The organism is Streptomyces sp. NC-S4 (assembly GCF_054353315.1).
The window spans coordinates 1,349,759-1,369,597 of the sequence record NZ_CM135937.1; the positions used below are offsets into that span (position 1 = coordinate 1,349,759).

General features: G+C 73.3%; 19 protein-coding genes. 8 read left to right on the forward strand and 11 right to left on the reverse strand.

Annotated features, from left to right (window positions below):
• Positions 1-9 precede the first annotated feature (9 nt).
• The 6 genes from ACXNSR_RS05615 to ACXNSR_RS05640 all read right to left on the reverse strand — a co-directional run bounded on the left by ACXNSR_RS05615 (position 10) and on the right by ACXNSR_RS05640 (position 6,752).
• Positions 10-1,224 (reverse strand): cytochrome P450, encoded by a 1,215-nt coding sequence (locus ACXNSR_RS05615; protein ID WP_458641036.1) that lies wholly within the window; start codon positions 1,222-1,224, stop codon positions 10-12.
• A gap of 1 nt (position 1,225) precedes the next feature.
• Entirely contained in the window at positions 1,226-1,495 is a 270-nt protein-coding gene (locus ACXNSR_RS05620; protein WP_458643574.1) for an MbtH family protein, read from the reverse strand.
• Entirely contained in the window at positions 1,446-2,213 is a 768-nt protein-coding gene (locus ACXNSR_RS05625) for a thioesterase II family protein (RefSeq protein WP_458641037.1), read from the reverse strand. The genes ACXNSR_RS05620 and ACXNSR_RS05625 overlap by 50 nt, the downstream gene beginning before the upstream one ends.
• A 3-nt stretch (positions 2,214-2,216) precedes the next feature.
• Complete coding sequence (locus ACXNSR_RS05630; RefSeq protein WP_458641038.1) at positions 2,217-4,121, reverse strand: non-ribosomal peptide synthetase; 1,905 nt, start codon at positions 4,119-4,121, stop codon at positions 2,217-2,219.
• Complete coding sequence (locus tag ACXNSR_RS05635) at positions 4,118-5,629, reverse strand: aldehyde dehydrogenase family protein (RefSeq protein ID WP_458643575.1); 1,512 nt, start codon at positions 5,627-5,629, stop codon at positions 4,118-4,120. Before ACXNSR_RS05635 ends, ACXNSR_RS05630 begins: the two co-directional genes overlap by 4 nt.
• Positions 5,630-5,756: 127 nt before the next feature.
• Positions 5,757-6,752 carry an AfsR/SARP family transcriptional regulator gene (locus tag ACXNSR_RS05640; RefSeq protein ID WP_458641039.1) on the reverse strand — a complete coding sequence of 332 codons (996 nt, stop codon included), beginning with the start codon at positions 6,750-6,752 and terminating at the stop codon, positions 5,757-5,759.
• 174 nt (positions 6,753-6,926) lie between these two features.
• Here ACXNSR_RS05640 and ACXNSR_RS05645 point away from each other — a divergent pair, with 174 nt between their 5' ends.
• From ACXNSR_RS05645 to ACXNSR_RS05655, 3 genes are all read left to right on the forward strand, one after another.
• Positions 6,927-8,528 (forward strand): tryptophan halogenase family protein, encoded by a 1,602-nt coding sequence (locus ACXNSR_RS05645; protein ID WP_458641040.1) that lies wholly within the window; start codon positions 6,927-6,929, stop codon positions 8,526-8,528.
• Positions 8,529-8,612: 84 nt separating this feature from the next.
• Positions 8,613-9,245, forward strand: a complete 633-nt coding sequence (locus tag ACXNSR_RS05650; protein WP_458641041.1) for a flavin reductase family protein — start codon at positions 8,613-8,615, stop codon at positions 9,243-9,245.
• Complete coding sequence (locus ACXNSR_RS05655) at positions 9,232-10,512, forward strand: cation:proton antiporter domain-containing protein (protein WP_458641042.1); 1,281 nt, start codon at positions 9,232-9,234, stop codon at positions 10,510-10,512. The genes ACXNSR_RS05650 and ACXNSR_RS05655 overlap by 14 nt, the downstream gene beginning before the upstream one ends.
• A gap of 49 nt (positions 10,513-10,561) precedes the next feature.
• On the opposite strand, the gene ACXNSR_RS05660 is transcribed toward ACXNSR_RS05655, so the two are convergent.
• The 3 genes from ACXNSR_RS05660 to ACXNSR_RS05670 all read right to left on the reverse strand — a co-directional run bounded on the left by ACXNSR_RS05660 (position 10,562) and on the right by ACXNSR_RS05670 (position 13,174).
• A complete protein-coding gene (locus ACXNSR_RS05660; RefSeq protein WP_458641043.1) occupies positions 10,562-10,987 on the reverse strand; it encodes a universal stress protein in 426 nt (141 codons plus the stop codon).
• Between the two features lie 9 nt (positions 10,988-10,996).
• On the reverse strand, positions 10,997-12,517 hold the full coding sequence (locus ACXNSR_RS05665; RefSeq protein WP_458641044.1) for an APC family permease: 1,521 nt from the start codon (positions 12,515-12,517) through the stop codon (positions 10,997-10,999).
• 63 nt (positions 12,518-12,580) lie between these two features.
• Positions 12,581-13,174, reverse strand: a complete 594-nt coding sequence (locus tag ACXNSR_RS05670) for a histidine phosphatase family protein (RefSeq protein WP_458641045.1) — start codon at positions 13,172-13,174, stop codon at positions 12,581-12,583.
• A gap of 71 nt (positions 13,175-13,245) precedes the next feature.
• Here ACXNSR_RS05670 and ACXNSR_RS05675 point away from each other — a divergent pair, with 71 nt between their 5' ends.
• The 5 genes from ACXNSR_RS05675 to ACXNSR_RS05695 all read left to right on the forward strand — a co-directional run bounded on the left by ACXNSR_RS05675 (position 13,246) and on the right by ACXNSR_RS05695 (position 17,932).
• On the forward strand, positions 13,246-14,007 hold the full coding sequence (locus ACXNSR_RS05675) for a YoaK family protein (protein WP_458641046.1): 762 nt from the start codon (positions 13,246-13,248) through the stop codon (positions 14,005-14,007).
• Between the two features lie 25 nt (positions 14,008-14,032).
• Positions 14,033-14,512 (forward strand): Lrp/AsnC family transcriptional regulator, encoded by a 480-nt coding sequence (locus ACXNSR_RS05680; RefSeq protein ID WP_030713436.1) that lies wholly within the window; start codon positions 14,033-14,035, stop codon positions 14,510-14,512.
• Positions 14,513-14,557: 45 nt separating this feature from the next.
• Positions 14,558-15,271 carry an HAD family hydrolase gene (locus ACXNSR_RS05685; RefSeq protein WP_458641047.1) on the forward strand — a complete coding sequence of 238 codons (714 nt, stop codon included), beginning with the start codon at positions 14,558-14,560 and terminating at the stop codon, positions 15,269-15,271.
• Between the two features lie 70 nt (positions 15,272-15,341).
• Positions 15,342-16,724, forward strand: a complete 1,383-nt coding sequence (locus ACXNSR_RS05690) for a cytochrome P450 (protein WP_458641048.1) — start codon at positions 15,342-15,344, stop codon at positions 16,722-16,724.
• A 98-nt stretch (positions 16,725-16,822) separates the two neighbouring features.
• Positions 16,823-17,932: an FAD-dependent oxidoreductase gene (locus ACXNSR_RS05695; protein WP_458641049.1), complete on the forward strand. Its 1,110-nt coding sequence runs from the start codon at positions 16,823-16,825 to the stop codon at positions 17,930-17,932.
• A gap of 1 nt (position 17,933) precedes the next feature.
• Here ACXNSR_RS05695 and ACXNSR_RS05700 read toward each other — a convergent pair whose 3' ends face one another.
• Together ACXNSR_RS05700 and mltG are read right to left on the reverse strand one after the other, a co-directional pair.
• Positions 17,934-18,872, reverse strand: coding sequence for a hypothetical protein (locus ACXNSR_RS05700; RefSeq protein ID WP_458641050.1), 939 nt, complete (start codon positions 18,870-18,872; stop codon positions 17,934-17,936).
• 69 nt (positions 18,873-18,941) lie between these two features.
• Positions 18,942-19,805, reverse strand: a complete 864-nt coding sequence (gene mltG / locus ACXNSR_RS05705; RefSeq protein ID WP_458641051.1) for an endolytic transglycosylase MltG — start codon at positions 19,803-19,805, stop codon at positions 18,942-18,944.
• Positions 19,806-19,839: the final 34 nt, after the last annotated feature.

Genomic DNA, 19,839 nt, shown 5'->3' on the forward strand with positions numbered 1-19,839 from the left:
GGCCCTTTCTTACTTCGCGAAGGCTCGGCTGCGCAGCAGCCGCACGGGGAGACTGTTGATCCCCCAGGTGAAGTTGGAGGAGTTGAAGGTGACGGGGCCGGCCAGTTCGAAGCCGTCGAGCACGCCGAGCATCTCGGTGAGCAGGGCTCCGAGTTCGAAACGGGCGAGCCGGGCACCGAGGCACAGGTGGCGGCCGTGCCCGAAGGCGACGTGCCGGTTGGGGCGGCGGTCGACCCGGAAGGCGTGCGGGTCGGCGAAGACGTCCTCGTCGCGGTTGGCGGAGACGTTCCACAGCGTCACCCGGGCGCCCTCGGCCACCGGGATCCCGTTGATCTCGGTGTCGCGGACGGCGGTGCGCAGGGCGTGCACCCCGGGGGTGGTCCAGCGCAGGATCTCCTCGACGGCCGGGGCGATGCCGGCGGGGCCGAGGCCGCGCAGCAGCCGCCACTGGTCGGGGTGTTCGGCGAACATGTGGACCGCGCCGGCCGCCGAGTAGCGGGTGGTCTCGTTGGCCCCGGAGAGGACCCCGTTGAGGTTGAAGACGATCTCGTGGTCGCTGAGCGGCCGTTCGACGCCGTCGCCCTCGTCCACGAGCGTGTCGTGGGCGATCTGGCTGACCAGGTCGTCGCCGGGGCGGGCCCGGCGTTCGGCGAGCAGCTCGATGAAGTAGAGGAAGATCTCCGAGTGCGCGTTGGTGCGCACCTCGTCGTCCGGGGAGTCGAAGGCGTCGGTGGTCAGGGCCCCGATCCAGGCCCAGTCGGCGCGCGGGATGCCCATCATGGCGCAGACGACCCGGTTGGGCAGCTGCTTGGCGAGGTCGATGAAGTCCAGTTCGTCGGTCTCGGCGGCCTCGGTCACCAGCTCGCCGACCACCTTCTCGACCATGGCCTCGAGGCGCGGCATCTGCTGCGGTCCGAAGGCCTGGTGGAGGGCCCGTTTGAGCCGGGTGTGGTGGGGGACGTCGGAGACGATGAGCATGCGCTGGGCGACGGCGGCGACGGCCGCCGGGTCACTGCCGAGGCGCATCCCGCGCGCCGAGCTGAAGGTGTCGCTGTCGGCGTAGACCTTCATGATGTCGCGGTGGCGGCTCAGCACCCAGAAGCCCCCGTCCGCGCTGCCGGGCTCGGGGTGCCAGTGGACGGGCGAGTTGGCGCGCAGCCAGGTGAAGGCGGGCCAGAAGTCGTTGCGGCCGAAGGGGCCCGGGTCGAGCAGGTCGATCTGCATCTCAGGCTCCTCGCAGGCCGAGCGGGCGGGTGTCGGGCCAGTGGGCGTCCACGAAACCGGCGCATTCGTCCTCGGTGCCGTCGAACCCGGCCGGCGTCCAGCCGTCGGGGGTCTCGCGGGTTGCGGGGTACAGCGCGTACTGCCCCTCGTGGTTCACGAGGACCTGGTGGGTGGTGGGCACGGTGTCCTCCGGACTCGGGCGGGTGTGGACGGCCGGGCGCTCAGGCGCCGGTCGTGGTCGGGGCGGGGGCCGGCCGATCGGCGGCGGCAGCCCGCAACAGGGCGGTCAGGTGGTCCAGTACGGGCCGCGGGCGGCGCAGTACGGCGTGGTGGCCGCCCGTGGTGGTGTGCCGGGTGAAGGCGGCGGTGGTGACCGCGGCCCAGCCGTCCAGGTCGGCGGAGCTGACGGTCTCGTCGCCGTCGGCCCCCCAGGCGTGGACGGGCACGCCGAGGCGGACGCCCGGCTCGTGGACGTAGCTCAGGGACAGCTGGGCGTCCTTGCGGAGCATGGCGACCATCAGGGCGCGGGTGTCCTCGTCGAGCAGTTCGGGATCTAGGCCGGCCGTGTCGAAGAGCTTGTCCAGCTCCTCGCCGTCGTCGACGATGCCGCGGCCGGCGCCGTCCCAGTGGCCGGGGGCCCGGCAGCCGCTGACCACCAGGGCCCGCGGGGCGACCCGGCGGGAGACCTCGTAGCCGAGGAGGCCGCCGAAGCTGTGGCCGAAGACGATCAGCGGCCGGCCGTCGGCCACGAGGTCCCGCAGTTCCGCGGCGATGGCCAGGACGGCCTCGTCGAAGGTGTCCGGCATCGGCTCCCGCCAGCGGTTCTCCCGGCCCGGCAGCTGTACTCCGTACACCTGGGCGGTACCCGCCAGTTCGGGCTGCCAGGAGCGGAACTGCTGGCAGCCGGCTCCGGCGGGGGGCAGGCACAGCAGCACGGGCAGGGACCGGTCGGCGGGGTCGGTCGTCCAGGTGGAGATCCAGGTGCCCATGGCTCAGGCCCCTTCGGCGGAGTCGTCGGCCGGGACGGCGGCGGACGCCTCCCGCTCGGCGGAGAGCCGGTCGAGTTCGGCGGCGAAGTGCCGGGCCGTCGGTTCGGCCAGCAGCGCGCCGAGGCCGACGCGCAGTCCGGTGACCCGGCGCAGTTCCGACACCGCGCGGGCGGCGGCCAGCGAGTGGCCGCCCAGCTCGAAGAAGTCCGCGTCGGGACCCGGGACTTCGGTGGCGAGCACGTCGGCCCAGACGGCCATCACGATGCGCTCGCTCGTGGTCGGGCCGGCGCCCGGGGCGACCGCCGTTGCGTCGGCCGTCCGTTCCGGCGCCACCAGGGCCTTGGCCAGCGCCTCGCGGTCGGCCTTTCCGGTGCTGAGGGTCGGAATCCGTTCGAGTACCCGTACGGTGCTGGGCACCGCGGCCGCGGGCAGCTGCTTGCGGCAGCGTTCCACGACCAGTTCGGCGAGGCCCGCGGGGTCGGCGCCGGGGGCCGCGACCACGGCGAGGCCGAGGGTCTGCCCCGAGGCGAGCGGGCAGCAGGCGGCGGCGACGACCTCGGGGAGTTCGGCGGCGATCCGCTCCACCTCGCCCAGTTCGATGCGGTGGCCGCGGATCTTCACCTGGTCGTCGCGGCGGCCCCGGTACTCCAGTTCGCCGCCGGGCCGCCGGATCACCAGGTCGCCGGTGCGGTACATCCGGGTGCCGCCGCCCTGGAAGGGATCGGGCAGGAAGCGGCTCGCGGTGAGTCCGGGACGGCCCCGGTAGCCGCGCGCGACGGCGGGGCCGCCGAGGTAGAGCTCGCCCTCGGTGCCGGCGGGCACCGGGCGGAGCTCCTCGTCCAGGACGTACGCGCGGTAGCCGGGCAGCGGTAGTCCGATGGTGGTCACGTCGTCCCCTCGTCGGCTGTCGGCCCAGGTCGCGGCGATGGTCACCTCCGTCGGCCCGTACACGTTGAGCAGCCGCCGGCCGCGGGCGAACCGCTCGGCCAGGCCGGCCGGGCAGGCCTCTCCGGCGACCACGACCACCTCGGCGGTGTCGATCCCGGCGCCGTGGGCGGCGAGCAGCGACGGGGTGAGGGAGACGGTGCGCAGGCCGGCGGGCAGCGGTTCGCGGCCCTCGGCGGCGGCCTGGCGCAGGCCGTCCAGGGAGAGGTCGGTCAGGGCGACTCCCTGGCCGTGCGTCAGGTAGAGCAGGGTGCACCAGAGCCAGCCGTCGAAGGCGGGCGAGACGGCGTTGAGGCCGAGCCCGCCGGGCGGCAGGCCGAGGGTGCCGAGGGCGTCGACGAAGGTGTCCAGGCCCCGGTAGGTGACCTCGACGCCCTTGGGGCGACCGGTGGTTCCGGAGGTGTAGATGAGGTACGAGCAGCTGTCGGGGGCGGGTACGGACACCGCGAGCGCGCCGGGGGCGCTGCGGCGGATGTCCGCGGGGGCCAGCAGGGTGGTCCCGCCGGCCTCCAGGCCCGTGGGGACCTCGGGGGCGACCAGGACGGCGGCCCCCGCGTCGCCCAGGACCCGGCCGAGGCGCTCGACGGGGTGTGCGGGGTCCAGGGGGACGGCGGTCCCGCCGAGGCTCCAGACGGCGAGCAGGGCGGGCACGCTCTCCCGGGACCGGCCGAGCAGCAGACCGACGGGTGTCTCCGGGCCGACGCCGGCCCCGGCGAGCGCGGTGGCGTACCGGGCGGTGCGGGCGGTGAGCGCCGCGTAGGTGAGGGTGCCGTCGAAGGCCTTGACGGCGGTCTCGTTCGGCTGTTCGCGGGTCCACCGCTCCAGGCGGGCGAACAGCGGCGGGAGTGCGTCGTCCGCCGGGCCGGCGGGGCCCGGTTCGGCCCGTGCCGCGCGGGGCGGTGCGTCGTCGGCCGGTACGCCCGGGGCGGTGGCCCCGGCGGACTCGGCGTGCCGGTCGGTCATCCGTCGTTCCTCTCGGTGTCCGCCGGACGGGCTGCGGCGGTGGCCCGCAGGCGCGGGCCGACCACCTGGCCTCCCGTGCCCTGCGGGAGCTGCATCGACTTGGTCTCCAGGAAGGCCTCCAGCCCGGCGGCGCCGCATTCGCGCCCGATCCCGGACTGCTTGAAGCCGCCGAACGGGGCGGCCGGGTTGAACTGGCCGCCGTTCACGTCGACCAGGCCGGAGCGGAAGCGCCGGGCCACCCGTTCGGCGCGGGCGCCGTCGCCGGACCAGACCGCGCCGTGCAGCCCGTAGCGGGTTGCGTTGACGATCCGGACCGCCTGGTCCTCGTCGTCGTAGGGGATGACCGAGAGCACCGGCCCGAAGATCTCCTCCTGGCCGATCGTGCTCAGCGGGTCCACGTCGGCGAAGACCGTCGGCTGGACGTAGTAGCCGGTGTCCAGGCCGGCGGGCCGGTCGGGGCCGCCGCGGACCAGCCGGCCGGCGCCCTCGTCGACGCCGCGGCGGATGTAGCCGGTGACGCGGGCGTGCGCGGCGGCGGACACCAGGGGGCCGAGGTCGGTCGCCGGGTCGCGCGGGTCTCCGGTCACGTAGCCGGCCATGGCCTCGCCGGCGAGCTGTACGGCCTCGTCCTGGCGGTCCCTCGGTACCAGCAGCCGGCTCCACTGCAGGCAGGTCTGGCCGGTGTTGAAGAGCATCTGGTCGACGGTGGCGGCCACGGACGCGGCCAGGTCGGCGTCGTCGAGGACGAGGCTCGCGTTCTTCCCGCCGAGTTCGAGGTGGACGCGCTTGAGGGTGTCGGCGCCGAGCGCGGAGACCTCGCGGCCGGCCCGGGTGGAGCCGGTCAGCGAGACCACGTCGATCAGCGGGTGGGTGACCAGGGCGGTGCCGACGGCGGCGCCGGTTCCGACGACCATGTTGAAGACGCCGGGCGGCAGATCGGCCTCGGCGATCGCCTCGGCGAGCAGCCGGGCGTGCAGCGGGGTGATCTCGCTCGGTTTGTGCACGACCGTGCAGCCGGCCGCGAGCGCGGGGAGGATCTTCTGCACGGTGAGCAGCAGCGGGGTGTTCCACGGGGTGATGCAGGCGGCCACTCCGGCGGCCTCGCGCACGACGAGCGAATGGCCGACGCGCTCCTCGAAGCCGTAGGAGGCGGCGGTCTCGACGCAGTGCGCCGCCATGCCGAGGGAGAGCCCGACATGGGTCTGGCGGGCCATCCGGGCGGGCGCCCCGACCTCGGCGGTGATGGTCTCCGCGAAGCGGTCGGCCCGCACCTCCATGGCCTCGACGACCCGGCGCAGCAGGGCGGTGCGTTCGCGCACCGGGGTGGCGGCCCAGCGCGGGAAGGCGGCCGCGGCGGCGCGCGCGGCGAGGTCGGCGTCCCGGGCGGTGCCCGCGGGCACGGTGGCCAGGGCGCGCTCGGTGGCCGGGTCGGTGACGACCAGACGGCCGTCGGCGTCGGAGGCGACCCAGGCGCCGCCGATCCACTGGTCGGTGTAACGGGGCGGCAGGGGGGCCGTGTCGGGCTCGGCCCCGGCGGGTCTGGAGTCCTGTGGCTCGGTCGGCACGGTCAGCACGGTCACGGTGGGGTCCTCACTCGGTCACGGATCACGGGCTCGCTGAACAGCTGGGTCGGTGTCACGCGGTCGCCTGGTCGGCCGCGCGGGCCAGGGCGGCCGCGGCCCGGTTGTCGGGCCTGGCCCGCCGCACGGGGCGGGCCGGGGCGGTCGTACGGGCGTCCGGGGTCCAGGCCGGGGTCCCGGCCACCCGGCGGGCCGCCGGCCGCAGTGCGCGGACCGTGGCGGGCGGGGCGCCGGTCACGGCGGACACGGGGGCGGCGGCGCGGGCCGCGGCCGGGATCAGGGTGCCCAGCAGCTGCTGGGTCTCGTGGCCGGGCGCCACGGCCAGTTCCTCGCGCATCCGGCGGGCGCACAGCTCGTACCAGCGGCGGACGCAGGCGAGTTCGCCGCGCCGGCCGTGTGCGGCCATCAGCGCGCGGTAGGTCTCCTCGTGGTGGCGGTCGATCTCCAGCGTGCGCTTGCAGATCTCGATGAGCTCGACGAAGTCCTCGCGGTCCTCGGCGTCGGCGCGCAGCACGCCCAGGGCCCGCAGCGCGAGCGCCCTGAGGTACTCGCGCTGCTCGACGACCCAGTCGGCGCTCTCGCCGCGCAGGAACTCGCCTCCGTAGAGGCCGATCGCCGCCCGCAGCCGGGTACGGGCGAGCGGGGCGTCGCCGGCCGCGGCGGCGCGCAGCCCGGTGTGCACCAGTTCCTGGAAGCGGTCGAGGTCGGACCAGAGCCCGGTGATGTGCAGGACGTAGCCGAAGTCCCGGTAGACCAGCCGGATCCCTGAGTCCCCGGGCCGGTCGGGGTGGGCGTCGAGCACCCGGCGCAGTGCGTGGGCGGCGACCTTGAGGGAGCTGCCCGCGGTGGCGTCGGCGCCGGGCCACAGGGAGGCGTAGAGCCGGTCCCGGGTGAGCATCTGGCCGCGGTGGACCACGAGGTACTGGAACAGGCCGCGGGCCTTGCCGGCCCGCCAGCGCTGGACGGGGGCGCCGTTGACGGTCAGTTCGAAGTCGCCCAGGAAACGGACCCGTACAGCCGGCCCCGCCGTCCCGTCCGCTGCGGTGGTCATCGCGTCCTCCCGGTGGTTTTCAGCCTGCCGCTCTGCCTGCGAGGAGTGTGTCCGGGGGGTCTACGACGGCCCTACAACGGCTGGATCCGATCGGTGTAGAGCGGTGATAGGGCGTTTTTCGACACTGATGAGCACGACCACCCGAACCGCCGAATCCGAAATGAGGGCTGTTTCATGACCAGCAGCGACACCCGGCTTCAGAAGGTCGTCATCCTGGGCGGCGGCACGGCCGGCTGGATGACCGCCGCATACCTCGGAAAGGCGCTGCAGGGAACGGTCGACATCACCGTGCTCGAAGCGCCGACGATCCCGCGCATCGGTGTCGGCGAGGCCACCGTGCCCAACCTCCAGCGCTCCTTCTTCGACTACCTGGGCATCGCCGAGGACGAGTGGATGCGGGAGTGCAACGCGAGCTTCAAGATGGCCGTGCGCTTCGTCAACTGGCGGACCGACGGGCAGGGCGAGTCGACGGCCCGCGAGCTGCCGGGCGGCGGCCCGGACCACTTCTACCACCCGTTCGGGCTGCTCCCCGACTACGACCAGACCCCGCTGTCGCACTACTGGTTCAAGCGCAAGTACGAGGGCCGCACCACCGAGCCGTTCGACTACGCCTGCTTCCGCGAGCCCCCGGTGATGGACGCGATGAAGGCCCCGCGCTGGCTCGACGGCCGGCCGGCGACCCGGTACGCCTGGCACTTCGACGCCCAGCTGGTGGCCGACTTCCTGCGCCGGTTCGCCACCGAGAAGCAGGGCGTCAACCACGTGCAGGACGAGATGGTGCGGGTCGAGCAGGACGAGCGCGGCTACGTGACCACGCTGCACACCAAGGGCGGACTGGCCCTGGACGCGGACCTGTTCGTGGACTGCTCGGGCTTCCGCGGTCTGCTGATCAACCAGGCGATGGAGGAGCCCTTCATCGACATGAGCGACCACCTGCTGTGCGACAGCGCGGTGGCGACGGCCGTCCCGCACGACGACGAGGCGAACGGGGTGGAGCCGTACACCTCGGCGATCGCCATGTCCTCCGGCTGGGCCTGGAAGATCCCCATGCTGGGCCGCTTCGGCACCGGGTACGTGTACTCCAGCAAGTTCACCGACCAGGACACCGCCACCCGCGAGTTCGCGGACATGTGGGGCCTGGACGTGGAGGAGACGAAGTTCAACCACATCCGCTTCCGCGTGGGCCGCAACCGCCGCGCGTGGGTGAAGAATGTCGTGAGCATCGGCCTTTCTTCCTGCTTCCTGGAGCCGCTGGAGTCGACCGGCATCTACTTCATCACGGCCGCGATCTACCAGCTGGCCAAGCACTTCCCGGACAAGACCTTCAACGAGGGCCTGGTCAACAGCTTCAACCATGAGATCGAGGTGATGTTCGACGACACCCGCGACTTCATCCAGGCGCACTTCTTCTACGCGCCGCGCAACGACACGCCGTTCTGGCAGGCCAACAAGAAGCTCGTCCTCCCCGACAACATCCAGCAGAAGATCTCCGCCTACAAGGCCGGCCTGCCCATCAACTCCCCGATCACCGACGAGTCCACGTACTACGGCAACTTCGAGGCGGAGTTCCGCAACTTCTGGACCAACGGCAGCTACTACTGCATCTTCGCCGGCCTCGGTCTGGAGCCGGACGCCCCGCTGCCCGCCCTCGCGCACCGGCCCGAATCGGTGGCCGGCGCCGAACCCCTCTTCGACACCGTCAAGCGCCAGCAGCAGAACCTGCTGGAGACCCTCCCCAGCGCGTACGACTACCTGCGCCAACTGCACGGCGCGTAAGGCCCACCGCTCCCACGGCCCGGCAGTACGGCTCTCCCGCCGGCTGCCGGGCCGCAGTTGCTTCAGCCACCTCAGGAGTCAGACATGCCCCACCGCTCCGTGCCCCATCCCGCCGCACCGGACGAGTCGGCCGGGAGCCGGCCGGCGGACCTCCGCCCCTTCATGGCCGCCTTCCCCACCGGGGTCTCCATCTGCACCACACTGGACTCCGATTCCGTGCCGCACGGCCTGACCTGCACCTCCCTCGCGAGCGTGGCCCTCGAACCGGCGACGCTCGTGGTGTGCATACGGGCGGCGAGCCCGACCCTCGCGGTGCTGCTCGCCCAGGGCCATTTCGCCGTCAACCTGCTGCACGAGCGGGCCCGTGGCACCTCGGACCTGTTCGCCTCCGGAGCGCCCGACCGCTTCGACCGCGTCGAGTGGCGGCTGCCGCTGGGCGCGGGCGGACCCCACCTGATCGCCGACGCGCACGCGGTCGCGGACTGCGCCGTGGTCAGAACCGTCGGCTTCGGGGACCACACGGCCGTCTTCGCCGAGGTTCGCCGCGTGACCGTACGGGACGACCCGGAACCCCTGCTCTACGGGCTGCGCCGGTACGCCCCCTGGTCCGCGGCCGCCGCGGCCCCGCAGCCGGCCGCACAGGCCGCCCCGCACCGCGAGCTGCCCGCCGCCCTGCGACCCGCCGCGCCCGATGGAGGTACCCGTGTCGTCCGCTGACCCGTTGCCCGCCCTGCTGATCGCCGTTCCGGTGGTGATCCTGGCCAGTCAGGTGGGGGCCGCCGTCTGCCGACGGTTCGGCCAGCCCCCGGTGGTGGGCGAGATCGCCACCGGCATCCTGCTGGGCCCCTCGCTGCTGGGCTGGCTCTGGCCACAGGCCCAGCACGCGCTCTTCCCGCCGTCCGTGCTGCCGTACACCTCGGTGCTCGGACAGCTCGGGCTGCTCGCCTTCATGTTCCTGGTCGGGCTGGAGCTGGACCTGAAGAGCCTGCGCGGCCACACCCGGGTCGCGGTGGCGGTGAGCCAGGCGGGCATGCTGCTGCCGCTGGCCCTGGGCGCGCTCCTGGCGGTCGCGATGTACGACGGGTTCGCGCCCGAGGGGGTGGGCCGGATGCCGTTCACCCTGTTCATGTCGGTGGCCATGGCCATCACCGCGTTCCCGGTCCTCGCCCGGATCCTCATCGACCGGGGCCTGTACGCAACTCCGCTCGGGGCTCTCGCCATGGCCTGCGCGGCCGTGGACGACGTCGTCGCCTGGTGCCTGCTGGCGCTGGTGGTGGCCCTGTCCACGGCCGGGTCCCCGATGGAGGCGGCCACCACGGCCGGCCTCGCCGTGGCCTTCACGCTCGTCATGCTGTACGCGGTGAGACCGCTGCTGGCCCGCTGGTCGGCCCGCGCCGACCGGGCCGGCGACGCGGCGGTGCTGGTGGCGCTCTTCAGCGGGCTGAGCCTGTCCGCGCTGGCCACGGACCTGATCGGCGTGCACGCGCTGTTCGGGGCGTTCCTGTTCGGGGTGGTCACCCCGCGCACCGGGCAGCGCATCGAGGCTTCGGCGGCCCGGCTGCGCGCGTTCACGGTGCCGGTCCTGCTGCCCCTGTTCTTCGTGCACACGGGGCTGCGTACGGACATCGGGGGCCTGACGGGCTCGCCCGGACTGTGGCTGTGGACGGCCGCCATCCTCTTCGTCGCCTTCCTCGGCAAGTGGGGCGGCGCGGCGGGCGCGGCGCGCGCCTGTGGAAGACCGTGGCGGGAGGCCCTGTCGATCGGTGCCCTGATGAACTGCCGTGGACTGACCGAGCTGGTGGTGCTCAACGTCGGGCTGGAACTCGGCGTCATCGGGCCGCAGCTGTTCACCATGCTGGTGCTGATGGCCCTGGTGACGACGGCGATCACCGGCCCGGCGCTGACCCGGCTGCGCGCCGGGAAGGACGTGGGCGGCCGGGCCCCGGCGCGGGCCGAGCCGGAGAGCGCCCTCTCCGGGCCCTGACGGGCGGACCGGTCCCGGAGGGTGTCCGCCCCGGTCGCGCCACGGCCGTTCAGGCGCCCTCCGGCCCGGTCGGTACGCACAGCACCGGGATCGGCGACAGGTGCAGGAGCTTGTGCGGGGTGGACCCGAGCAGCGCGCCGCGCATCGGGCTGTCGCCCCAGCTGCCGACGATGATGACGCGGGCCCGGTGGCGCTCGGCGGCCTCCAGCAGGGCCTGCGCGGGCTTCTCGTCGGCCACCTCGACCGTGGAGGGCACCCCGGCCTCGTCGGCCGCCTCGACGGCGTGCGCCAGCGCGCTGCGGCCCACCTGGCGGACGGCTTCGCGGTGGGCACGGGACTCCTCGCCGGTGGGGCCCGGGGCGGCCGCCCCGTAGACGAGGACGAGGGGCTCGCCGAATGCGGTGGCCACTTCCAGCGCCACCTGAAGGGCCCGCTCCGCACCGGGGGATTCGTCGTATCCGAGGACCACGGACATGGAGGGCCCCTAACTCTTCCCGGCGTGGACGAGTTCCGGGTCGACGACGCCGCGGCGTTCCTGCCAGAACCTGCCGTCCCGTACCCGCCAGAAGCACATGACGGCCACGCCCACGAGCGCGATGCCGATACCGATGACCAGCGGCGGGCCGAGCCCGAACCAGGAGACTCCGCTGGCGGAGTTCTCCGGGTTGGACATGTCGCCGATCGACTCCACGAGCAGCCAGGTCAGGAGGGCGGCGCCGACCACCGGGCCGAGGCCGATCAGGAAGAAGTTGTGCGCGTTCTCGAAGAGGTGGCGGCGGTAGTAGATGGCACAGGCCAGACCGGTGAGCGCGTAGTAGAAGGCGATGAGCAGGGAGAGCGCGGTCAGCGAGTCCAGGAGGGCGTTCTCGCTGATCTGGTTGACGATCAGATACCAGCCGATGGCGATGCCCGCCACCCACCACGTGCTCACGTCCGGGGTGCGGAACCGCGGGTGGATGTGGGCGAGCCGGTGCGGCAGCGCGTGCCGGCGGGCCATGGACAGGGCGGTGCGGGAGGCGGGGATGATCGTGGTCTGGGTGGAGGCGAGCGCCGAGGTGCAGACGGCGAGGAGCACCACCCAGTCCCAGCCGCCCATGACCTCGTGGGCGAGGACCGCGAAGATGGCCTCCTCCTCGCCCGCGTTCTCGGCGAGGTAGACGGTGCCCGCGTAGGCGACGACCGCGAAGCCCACGGACAGGTAGGTGACCAGGAGGATCACGGTCGACCAGAGGCCCGCCCTGCCGGGCGCGGTGGCGGAGTTCTCCACTTCCTCGGTGAGGTTGACCGCGGACTCCCAGCCCCAGTACATGAACACGCCGAGCAGCAGCCCGCCGGTGAGCGCGGCGCCGCCTGCGCCGAAGGGGTTGAGCCAGGCGAGGGAGGGTTCGATCGATTCCAGGGTGCTGGTGTCGGCGTAGACGCGGTAGATGGCGACCACGGCGAAGGCCAGCAGGAAGAAGACCTGGGCGAGGATGAGGATGTCCTGGAGGTGGGCCGAGAGCTCGGTGCCGATGACGCAGATGCCGGTCATGGCGAGGATCACCGCGACAGTGAGGCCCTGCCGGATCCAGGCGTTGGCGGCCCAGCTGTCGAGTCCGAAGGCGAGCAGGCCGAAGTTCACGGCGACGTCCGCGAGCGACCCGATGACGAGTACGCCGGTCATGGCGATGGCCCAGCCGCCGAGCCATCCGGCCCACGGGCCCATGGCCCGGGTGACCCAGGAGAAGGTCGTCCCGCAGTCCTGGTCCACCTTGTTGAGGTAGTAGAAGGCGGCGGCGATGAGCAGCATCGGAACGAAGGAGGCCAGCATCACGCCCGGCGCGTAGATCCCGACCAGCGCGACGATCGGCCCGAGGACGGCGGCCAGGGAGTAGGCGGGCGAGGTGGAGTTCAGGCCGATGACGAGCGCGTCGAGGAATCCGATCGCGTTGGCCTTGAGCCGCGCGTCCTTGCCCTCCGGTCCGGCGCCCGCATCGCCGTCGTCCATGTACGAGTCGTGACCCATGTACGAATGGTCACGCAGACGGCACCGCCGCGCGAGGCGAGGCGGCGCGGGTCGGGGCGCGGGTCAGGGGCGGGTGTTCCAGCCCGCGATCACGGGGAGGCCGTGCTCCGTGGAGAGCACGCTGACGGTGCCGGTGCGCAGCAGGAACAGCCGTCCGTGCTCGGGTTCCAGGCGCAGGTAGCGGGCGGTGAGGACGCGCAGGAAATGGCCGTGGGCGACGAGCACCGCGTCGCCGCCGTCCGCGCGGAGCACGGGGGCGACGCGTGCCAGGGCCCGGTCGGCGCGGGCACCCACCTGGGCGGCGCTCTCGCCCGGATGGTCGCTGTCGCCGGGCGGCACGCCGTGGGTCCACAGGGACCAGTCCGGTGTGGTCTTGCGGATCTCCGCGGTGGTGATCCCCTCGTAGCCGCCGTAGTCCCATTCGTACAGGTCGGGGTCGGGCTCCCCGCCGGTGAGACCGGCGAGCTCGGCGGTGGCGACGGCCCGGCGCAGCGGGCTGGTCAGCACCAGGGCCGGCGGCCGGTCCCGGAAGAAGGGGGCCAGCGAAATGGCCTCTTCGACTCCGCGCGCGGTCAGCGGGAGGTCGGTGCGTCCCGTGTGGCGCCCGTTCGCGCTCCAGGCGGTCTCGCCATGCCTCACCAGCAACAGGTCACTCATCCTCGGGACCCTAATGCCTTCCGGCATGTCGGTGCCGGGGCGCCGGGGCGGGCGTGTCACTGTCGGGCGTGATGGACGAGAACCGGGAGGCCGGGCGGACGGCCGGTTCGACGCTGCTCCCGCCGCGCATGCCCGCGGTGATGGTCGTACTGACCTGGGTGACCGGGATGGTGGAGGCGGCGAGCCTGTTGGCGCTCGGGCCGGCCTTCACGGCCATGCAGACGGGCAACGTGCTGTTCCTGGCCTTCGGCGCGGCGGGGGCGGGGAGACTGGAGACGCTCGCTCCGGGGGTCTCGCTGGCCGCGTTCGTCGTCGGGGTGGTCTGCGGATCGCATCTGGAGTCCGTGACCGAGGTCCGCGGGAGGCGCTGGTTCGTCATCGGCCTCATCGCCGAGGCGGGGCTGATCCTGACCGCCGCGGTCATCGGCTGGGGGCTGGCCCCGCAGTACGGGTCCCCGGCCCCGCGGCATCTGGCGGCGACGGCGGTCCTGGCCCTGGCGATGGGGCTGCGCAACACCACGATCATGCGGGCGAACCTGCCGGGCGTGCCGACGACACTGGTCACCCGGTCCATGACCGCCTTCCTGGGTGCTTCGGCCATGGGGCGGGAGAACACCTACGGGTTCGGGACGCCCGGCTGGAAGCTGCGCGGCCTCACGGTCCTGGCCATGTTCGCGGGCGGGTTCCTCGGGGCGCTGCTGCTGCGGGCCGGCTGGACGGTGGGCTGGCTGCTGCTGCCGGCCGCCGCGACGGTGCTGGTCGTGGGCCTGCTCTACCTGAGTCAGCCCGGTCTGCACACGGACCGGGCCCCCGGCCGGGAACGGCCGGGGTGAACGGGGCCATTGGTACAGTCGGGGCGTGGCGGTGGACGAGCTCGACACCAGAATCCTGCGCCTGCTGATCGAGCAGCCGCGCACCAGTGTCCGCGAGTACGCCCGGATCCTGGGCGTGGCGCGCGGCACCCTGCAGGCACGGCTGGACCGGCTGGAACGCACGGGCGTGATCACCGGCACCGGGCCGGTGCTCTCCCCCGCCGCACTGGGCCATCCGGTGCTGGCCTTCGTGCACATCGAGGTCACCCAGGGTCATCTGGACGACGTGGGTGACGCGCTGGCCGCCGTACCCGAGATCATCGAGGCCTTCTCGATCACCGGCGGCGGGGACCTGCTGACGCGCGTGGCGGCCCGGGACAACGGGCACCTGGAGGACGTGATCCAGCGGCTGATCCAGCTCCCGGGCGTGGTGCGCACCCGTACCGAGGTGGCGCTGCGCGAGCGGGTGCCGCACCGGCTGCTGCCGCTGGTCGAATCCGTGGGCAGAAATGCCGGCAAAACCTGACAGGATTGTTGATACAGGACACGACCGGCAGGACGGGCCCAACGGATGATCTCCGTCATATTCGACCTCGACGGCACCCTCGTGGACAGCGAGCCGAACTACTACGAGTCCGGGCGCCGCACCCTGGAGCGGCACGGGGTCCCCGATTTCACGTGGGAGCAGCACTCCCGCTTCATCGGCATCGGCACGCGGGAGACCCTGGAGGTCCTGCGGGAGCGGTACGGGATCCGGGCACCGGTCGAGCAGCTGCTCGCCGAGCAGAACGCCGCCTACCTGGAGCTGGCCCGCACCCGCACCGAGGTCTTCCCGCAGATGCGGGGGCTCGTCGAGCGGCTGCACGCCCGGGGCGCGGCGATGGCGGTGGCCTCCGGCTCGTCGCTCGCGGCGATCGACGCGGTGCTGTCGGGCACCGGCCTGGACGCGCTGCTGACGACGGTGGTCTCCGCCGAGGAGGTGGCGCACGGCAAGCCCGCGCCGGACGTGTTCCTGGAGGCGGCCCGGCGGCTGGGCGCCGCGCCCGCCGACTGCGTGGTCGTCGAGGACGCGGCGCCCGGGGCTCGGGCCGCGCACGCCGCGGGCATGGCCTGCGTGGCGGTCCCGTACACCCCGGCCATCGCGGGGGACCCGGCCTTCGCCTCCGCCGGGCTCCTCTTCCCCGGAGGCCAGCCGGAGTTCAGCGCGGACGCGGCGTACGACTGGCTGGCCGCGCTCCGGCCCGGCCCCGCCGGATCCGGTCCGTCCCGGGCGGCGCCGTCGTGATCCGCGTACCCGCCGAGGAGACCCTGTCCGTTGCCTGGCGGCCTGCGGAGGCGGCTGTCACCATGCCTGCGTGACCGCGACCCTGACCCCGGGCCACCGGAGCGCCGGACCGCGCCGATGGCCGCTGCTCGGCAACCTGCCCGCCTTCGCCCGCGACCCCCTGGCCTTCTTCGAGTCCCTGCGCGACGACTACGGCGACTGGGTGCCCTGGGCGCTCGGCCCACAGCGCAACATCCTGGTCTCCCGGCCCGAACACGCCGGCGAACTGCTCGGGGCCGTCGAGTCCGCCTTCCGGCCGACGGAACTGGGCTGGGCCTTCCGCCAGTTGCTGGGCAACGGGGTGGTCGTCGCCACCGGGGACGACTGGCGCCGCAAACGTGCCCTGGTCCAGCCCGCCGTCCGGCCGCGCCAGGTACGTTCGTACGCCGCCACGATGGTGGAGTGCGCGGACGCCCTGGCGGGCGGCTGGCGCGCGGGCCAACGGATAGACGTGCACCGGGAGATGGCGGGCCTCACCCAGCGGATCGCGGTGCGCACGCTGTTCGGGAGCGACGCCGCCGGCCGGGAGGCGCCCATCAGCGCGGCCATGGCCACGGCCCAGCGGGAACTGGGGGCGGAGTTCCGCGGACTGACGCTGTTCCTGCCGCCCTGGGTCCGTACTCCCGGGCGGCGCCGGATGCGGGAGGCCGTGGCGGTGCTCGACCGGGAGATCGAGCACGTCATACGGGAGCACGAGGCGGCATCGCGCGCCGGCGCGGAACGGGACGACCTGCTGAGCCGACTGCTCGCGGCCCGCGACGACACCGGGGGCCCGCTCTCCCGCAAGGAGCTGCGGGACGAGTCGATCACCCTCTACATCGGCGGCCACGAGACCACTTCGACCACCCTGACGTGGGCCTGGCAGCTGCTGTCGGGGGCACCGCGGGCGCGGGCCCGGTTGACGGAGGAGCTGGAGCGGGTGCTCGGCGGGCGGCTGCCGGCCTACGACGACTACGCGCGGCTGACCTGGACCCGGCAGGTGGTGAAGGAGGCCCTGCGCATCTATCCGCCGATCTGGCTGATCTCGGCGGTGGCCACGGAGGGGGCGACGCTCGGCGGGCGCGCGGTCCCCGCCGGAACCTCCGTCTGGACCAGCCCCTGGTCGATGCACCGCGACGCCCGGTGGTTCCCCGACCCGGAGGCCTTCCGCCCCGAGCGGTGGAACGCGGACGCCCCGCATCCGGTGCCCGAACACGCGTGGTTCCCCTTCGGCGGCGGCCCGCGGGCCTGCCTGGGAGCGCGGTTCGCGCTGGTGGAGGCCGCACTCGTCCTCGCCGTACTGGCGCAGCGGTTCCACCTGGACAGCGGGAGCGAACGGGCCGGGGTCTTCCCGGGGCTCACCCTGCAGCCGACCGGTCCGGTCCTGGCGACCTTGCGCCGTACCGACAGCGGCACGGACGACGCGAGGGCCTGAGCCACCGGGAACGCGTCCGGCCTCGGGAGCTGCCCGCACCCGGAGGGGGCGCAGGGAAGATCCGGCGCCCGCCGCAAGTTAGTAGAACCGTGAACGACATGATGCGGGGTGCTGACGTGCCGGTGGACGCGGACGTGGACGTGGTGGTCATCGGGGCCGGGCAGGCCGGCCTGTCCAGTGCCTATCACCTGACGCGGGCGGGGATCGCCCACGTGGTCCTCGACCACGCACCCCGCCCCGGCGGGGCCTGGCAGTTCCGCTGGCCCTCGCTCACCTACGGCAAGGTCCACGGCATGCACGCCCTGCCCGGCATGGAGCTGACCGGCGCCGACCCGCTGCGCCCGTCGTCGCAGGTCATCGGGGAGTACTTCGCCGCCTACGAGGACCGCTTCGACCTGCGCGTACGCCGGCCCGTGGACGTGTCCGCCGTACGCGAGGGGGATGCGGGCCGACTGCGCGTGGAGACCTCGGCCGGCATCTGGTCGGCCCGGGCCGTGGTCAACGCCACCGGGACCTGGGACCGGCCGTTCTGGCCGCGCTACCCGGGTCAGGAGACCTTCCGCGGCCGTCAGCTGCACACCGCGAACTATCCGGGACCGCAGGAGTTCGCTGGGGCCCGGGTGATCGTCGTCGGCGGTGGCACCTCGGCGGTGCAGCACCTGCTGGAGATCGCCGAGGTGGCGGCCGGGACCACGTGGGTGACCCGGCGGCCCCCGGTCTTCCGTGACGGGAGCTTCGGCGAGGCCGAGGGCCGAGCCGCGGTGGCCCTGGTGGACGAGCGGGTGCGCCGGGGACTGCCGCCGCAGAGCGTGGTCAGCGTGACGGGACTCCCGCTGAACGACGCCGTCCGGGCCGGTCTGGCCTCGGGCGTGCTGGCCCGGCGGCCCGTCTTCGACCGGATCACCGCCACCGGCGCCGTCTGGGCCGACGGGAGCCGTGTGGACGCGGACGTCATCCTGTGGGCCACCGGATTCCGGGCGGCCGTCGACCACCTCGCCCCGCTGCGCCTGCGCGAGCCGGGCGGGGGCATCCGGGTCGAGGGGACCCGGGCCGTGCGCGACGAGCGGATCCACCTGGTGGGCTACGGCCCGTCGGCATCGACCATCGGCGCCAACCGCGCGGGCGGCGCCGCGGTCCGCGAGATCCGCCGGCTCCTGGCCCGCGAGCGGGCCGGCAGTGCGGTCCCGGTCCCCGTCCCGGCGGCCTGATTCAGCCGGCCGCGGGGGCGTCGAGGGGGATGATCCGGTCCGGGGTGCCTCCGGCCGCGCGGGCCTCACGGGTCGGGTACACCCGGCCCGTCCCGTCCGTCACGTCCAGAACGGGATCGGTCCAGCTCTCGGTGGCCTCCGGGACGAGGATGCGCGTGGTGCCCCGCTCCGCGTCGTGGATCAGGAGCGAGACGATGTTGCAGAGCTCGCGGCCCATATCGCCGAGCCCCTGCTCGGGGTGGTCCTTCGGGCCCTCGATCCGGATCGTGAAGTAGCGCTCGTCCTCCCAGTAGCCGCCATTGTCCAGACCTTCGCCCTCCCCCACGCGCACGCCGTCCACCCAGAGCCGGGCCTTGCCCGGATGGTCGCGGAACAGGAGCACCGACCGGTGGTCGTCGCCGTCGGCGAAGGTCACGTCGATCTGGTGCTTGGACCAGCAGTCGAGGAAGCTGCTGCACGCCCCGGGCACCTCCCCGTGCCGATAGCTCGCGAGCTTCTCGCCCGGCGGTACGACGGGGTCCTGACTGCAGGTCTCGGCGAAGCGGCAGGCCCGGTCGACACGCCGGGTACAGCCGATCCCCATCGCCGCGACGTCGCGCGCCGATGCCTGCGAGAGCAGCTCTCCCAGGCGTTCCACGTACCGTTCCTCACCGACCAGGGCGGTCAGTTCGGCCTCGTCGTACCACCAGTGGAGCAGGTCCACTCCCGTGGCGGAACGGGCCAGCCAGCCGCGCCACTCGACGACCCTGCTGCCCCAGCGTTCGACCATCCGCTCGTGTCCTGCCCGCTCGGCGGCCGCGGCGGCCTTCGCGTCCGCGTCGATGCGCGCCTGGATGAGCTTGCCGAACGAGTCCTCGCCGAAGGCCGGTTCGCCGACCCCTGCAGCGCTGTCCTCGGCCTCGGCTTCGGTCTTCGTCTTCGCTCTCCATGGCCATTTCACGGTTCGCCCCCTCGGTCCACGTACTCGGCAGGCCGCCGATCGTAGATCCGTTGCGAGGTCCGCCGCCCCTCATTTCCCGGGGGGACCCGCCTGACCTGCGCGGGGGCCGGCGCCGGCGCGAATCCGGTTGAATTCCGCGACATGCTTGCGGTGTTCCTCGTACGTCGCCGAGAAGCGGGTGTCCCCCGGCTTGACGGTGACGAAGAACAACCAGTCGCCCGGCGTCGGTGCGACCGCGGCCGCCATCGCCTCCAGTCCCGGGCTGTCGATGGGCGTGGGCGGCAGCCCCTGGCGTGCGTAGGTGTTGAAGGGGCTGTCGATCCGGGTGTCGCTCAGCTTCGTGTCCACGGTCGTGCGGTTCAGCGCGTAGTTGATGGTGGAGTCCATCTGGAGGGGCATCGACTTCCCCAGCCGGTTGTGCACCACCCGTGCGACCTTGCCCATGTCGGCGCGGCTCTCGGCCTCCGCCTCGACGATGCTGGCCAGGGTGGCCGTCTGGTACGGGGTCATCCCGTGGGCCTTGCCCCCGTCGGCGACGGCCCGGGTGGCGAGCTTCTGGTTCGCCGTCGCCACCATGTGCGTGAGGAGGGTGGCCGGAGTGGACTTCGAGGTCACCGGGTACGTCGCCGGGAAGAGGTAGCCCTCCGGATTGCCCTTGGCCTCCGCGGGCAGGGCCAGCCCGGCGGTGGACACCGCCGCCTTCGTGGATCCCGGCGGGAGCTTCAGCTCGCGGTCGACCGCGGCGTACACCTGCGGGGCCCGCCAGCCCTCGGGGATCAGCAGCCGGCGCGGCTTCTCCGGTACGTCGCCACCGCGCAGGACCGGGATCAGGACTGCCGCACCGAGGGCGAGCAGCGTGCCGAGGAAGAGCGCCAGCCGGCCCCGGCGGGTCAGCCGGGAACGGCGTTGCGGCGGCCGGTAGTCATGGCGCATGCGGGCACGCTAACCCGTGGTCTACTACATTTCC

What these genes read in the sequence shown, in the direction of transcription:
- ACXNSR_RS05615 (WP_458641036.1), bottom strand. Translation starts at nt 1,224, where the DNA reads ATGCAGATCGACCTGCTCGACCCGGGCCCCTTCGGCCGCAACGACTTC.
- ACXNSR_RS05625 (WP_458641037.1), bottom strand. Translation starts at nt 2,213, where the DNA reads ATGGGCACCTGGATCTCCACCTGGACGACCGACCCCGCCGACCGGTCC.
- ACXNSR_RS05630 (WP_458641038.1), bottom strand. Translation starts at nt 4,121, where the DNA reads ATGACCGACCGGCACGCCGAGTCCGCCGGGGCCACCGCCCCGGGCGTA.
- ACXNSR_RS05640 (WP_458641039.1), bottom strand. Translation starts at nt 6,752, where the DNA reads ATGACCACCGCAGCGGACGGGACGGCGGGGCCGGCTGTACGGGTCCGT.
- ACXNSR_RS05645 (WP_458641040.1), top strand. Translation starts at nt 6,927, where the DNA reads ATGACCAGCAGCGACACCCGGCTTCAGAAGGTCGTCATCCTGGGCGGC.
- ACXNSR_RS05650 (WP_458641041.1), top strand. Translation starts at nt 8,613, where the DNA reads ATGCCCCACCGCTCCGTGCCCCATCCCGCCGCACCGGACGAGTCGGCC.
- ACXNSR_RS05660 (WP_458641043.1), bottom strand. Translation starts at nt 10,987, where the DNA reads ATGTCCGTGGTCCTCGGATACGACGAATCCCCCGGTGCGGAGCGGGCC.
- ACXNSR_RS05665 (WP_458641044.1), bottom strand. Translation starts at nt 12,517, where the DNA reads ATGGGTCACGACTCGTACATGGACGACGGCGATGCGGGCGCCGGACCG.
- ACXNSR_RS05670 (WP_458641045.1), bottom strand. Translation starts at nt 13,174, where the DNA reads ATGAGTGACCTGTTGCTGGTGAGGCATGGCGAGACCGCCTGGAGCGCG.
- ACXNSR_RS05675 (WP_458641046.1), top strand. Translation starts at nt 13,246, where the DNA reads ATGGACGAGAACCGGGAGGCCGGGCGGACGGCCGGTTCGACGCTGCTC.
- ACXNSR_RS05685 (WP_458641047.1), top strand. Translation starts at nt 14,558, where the DNA reads ATGATCTCCGTCATATTCGACCTCGACGGCACCCTCGTGGACAGCGAG.
- ACXNSR_RS05695 (WP_458641049.1), top strand. Translation starts at nt 16,823, where the DNA reads ATGATGCGGGGTGCTGACGTGCCGGTGGACGCGGACGTGGACGTGGTG.
- mltG (WP_458641051.1), bottom strand. Translation starts at nt 19,805, where the DNA reads ATGCGCCATGACTACCGGCCGCCGCAACGCCGTTCCCGGCTGACCCGC.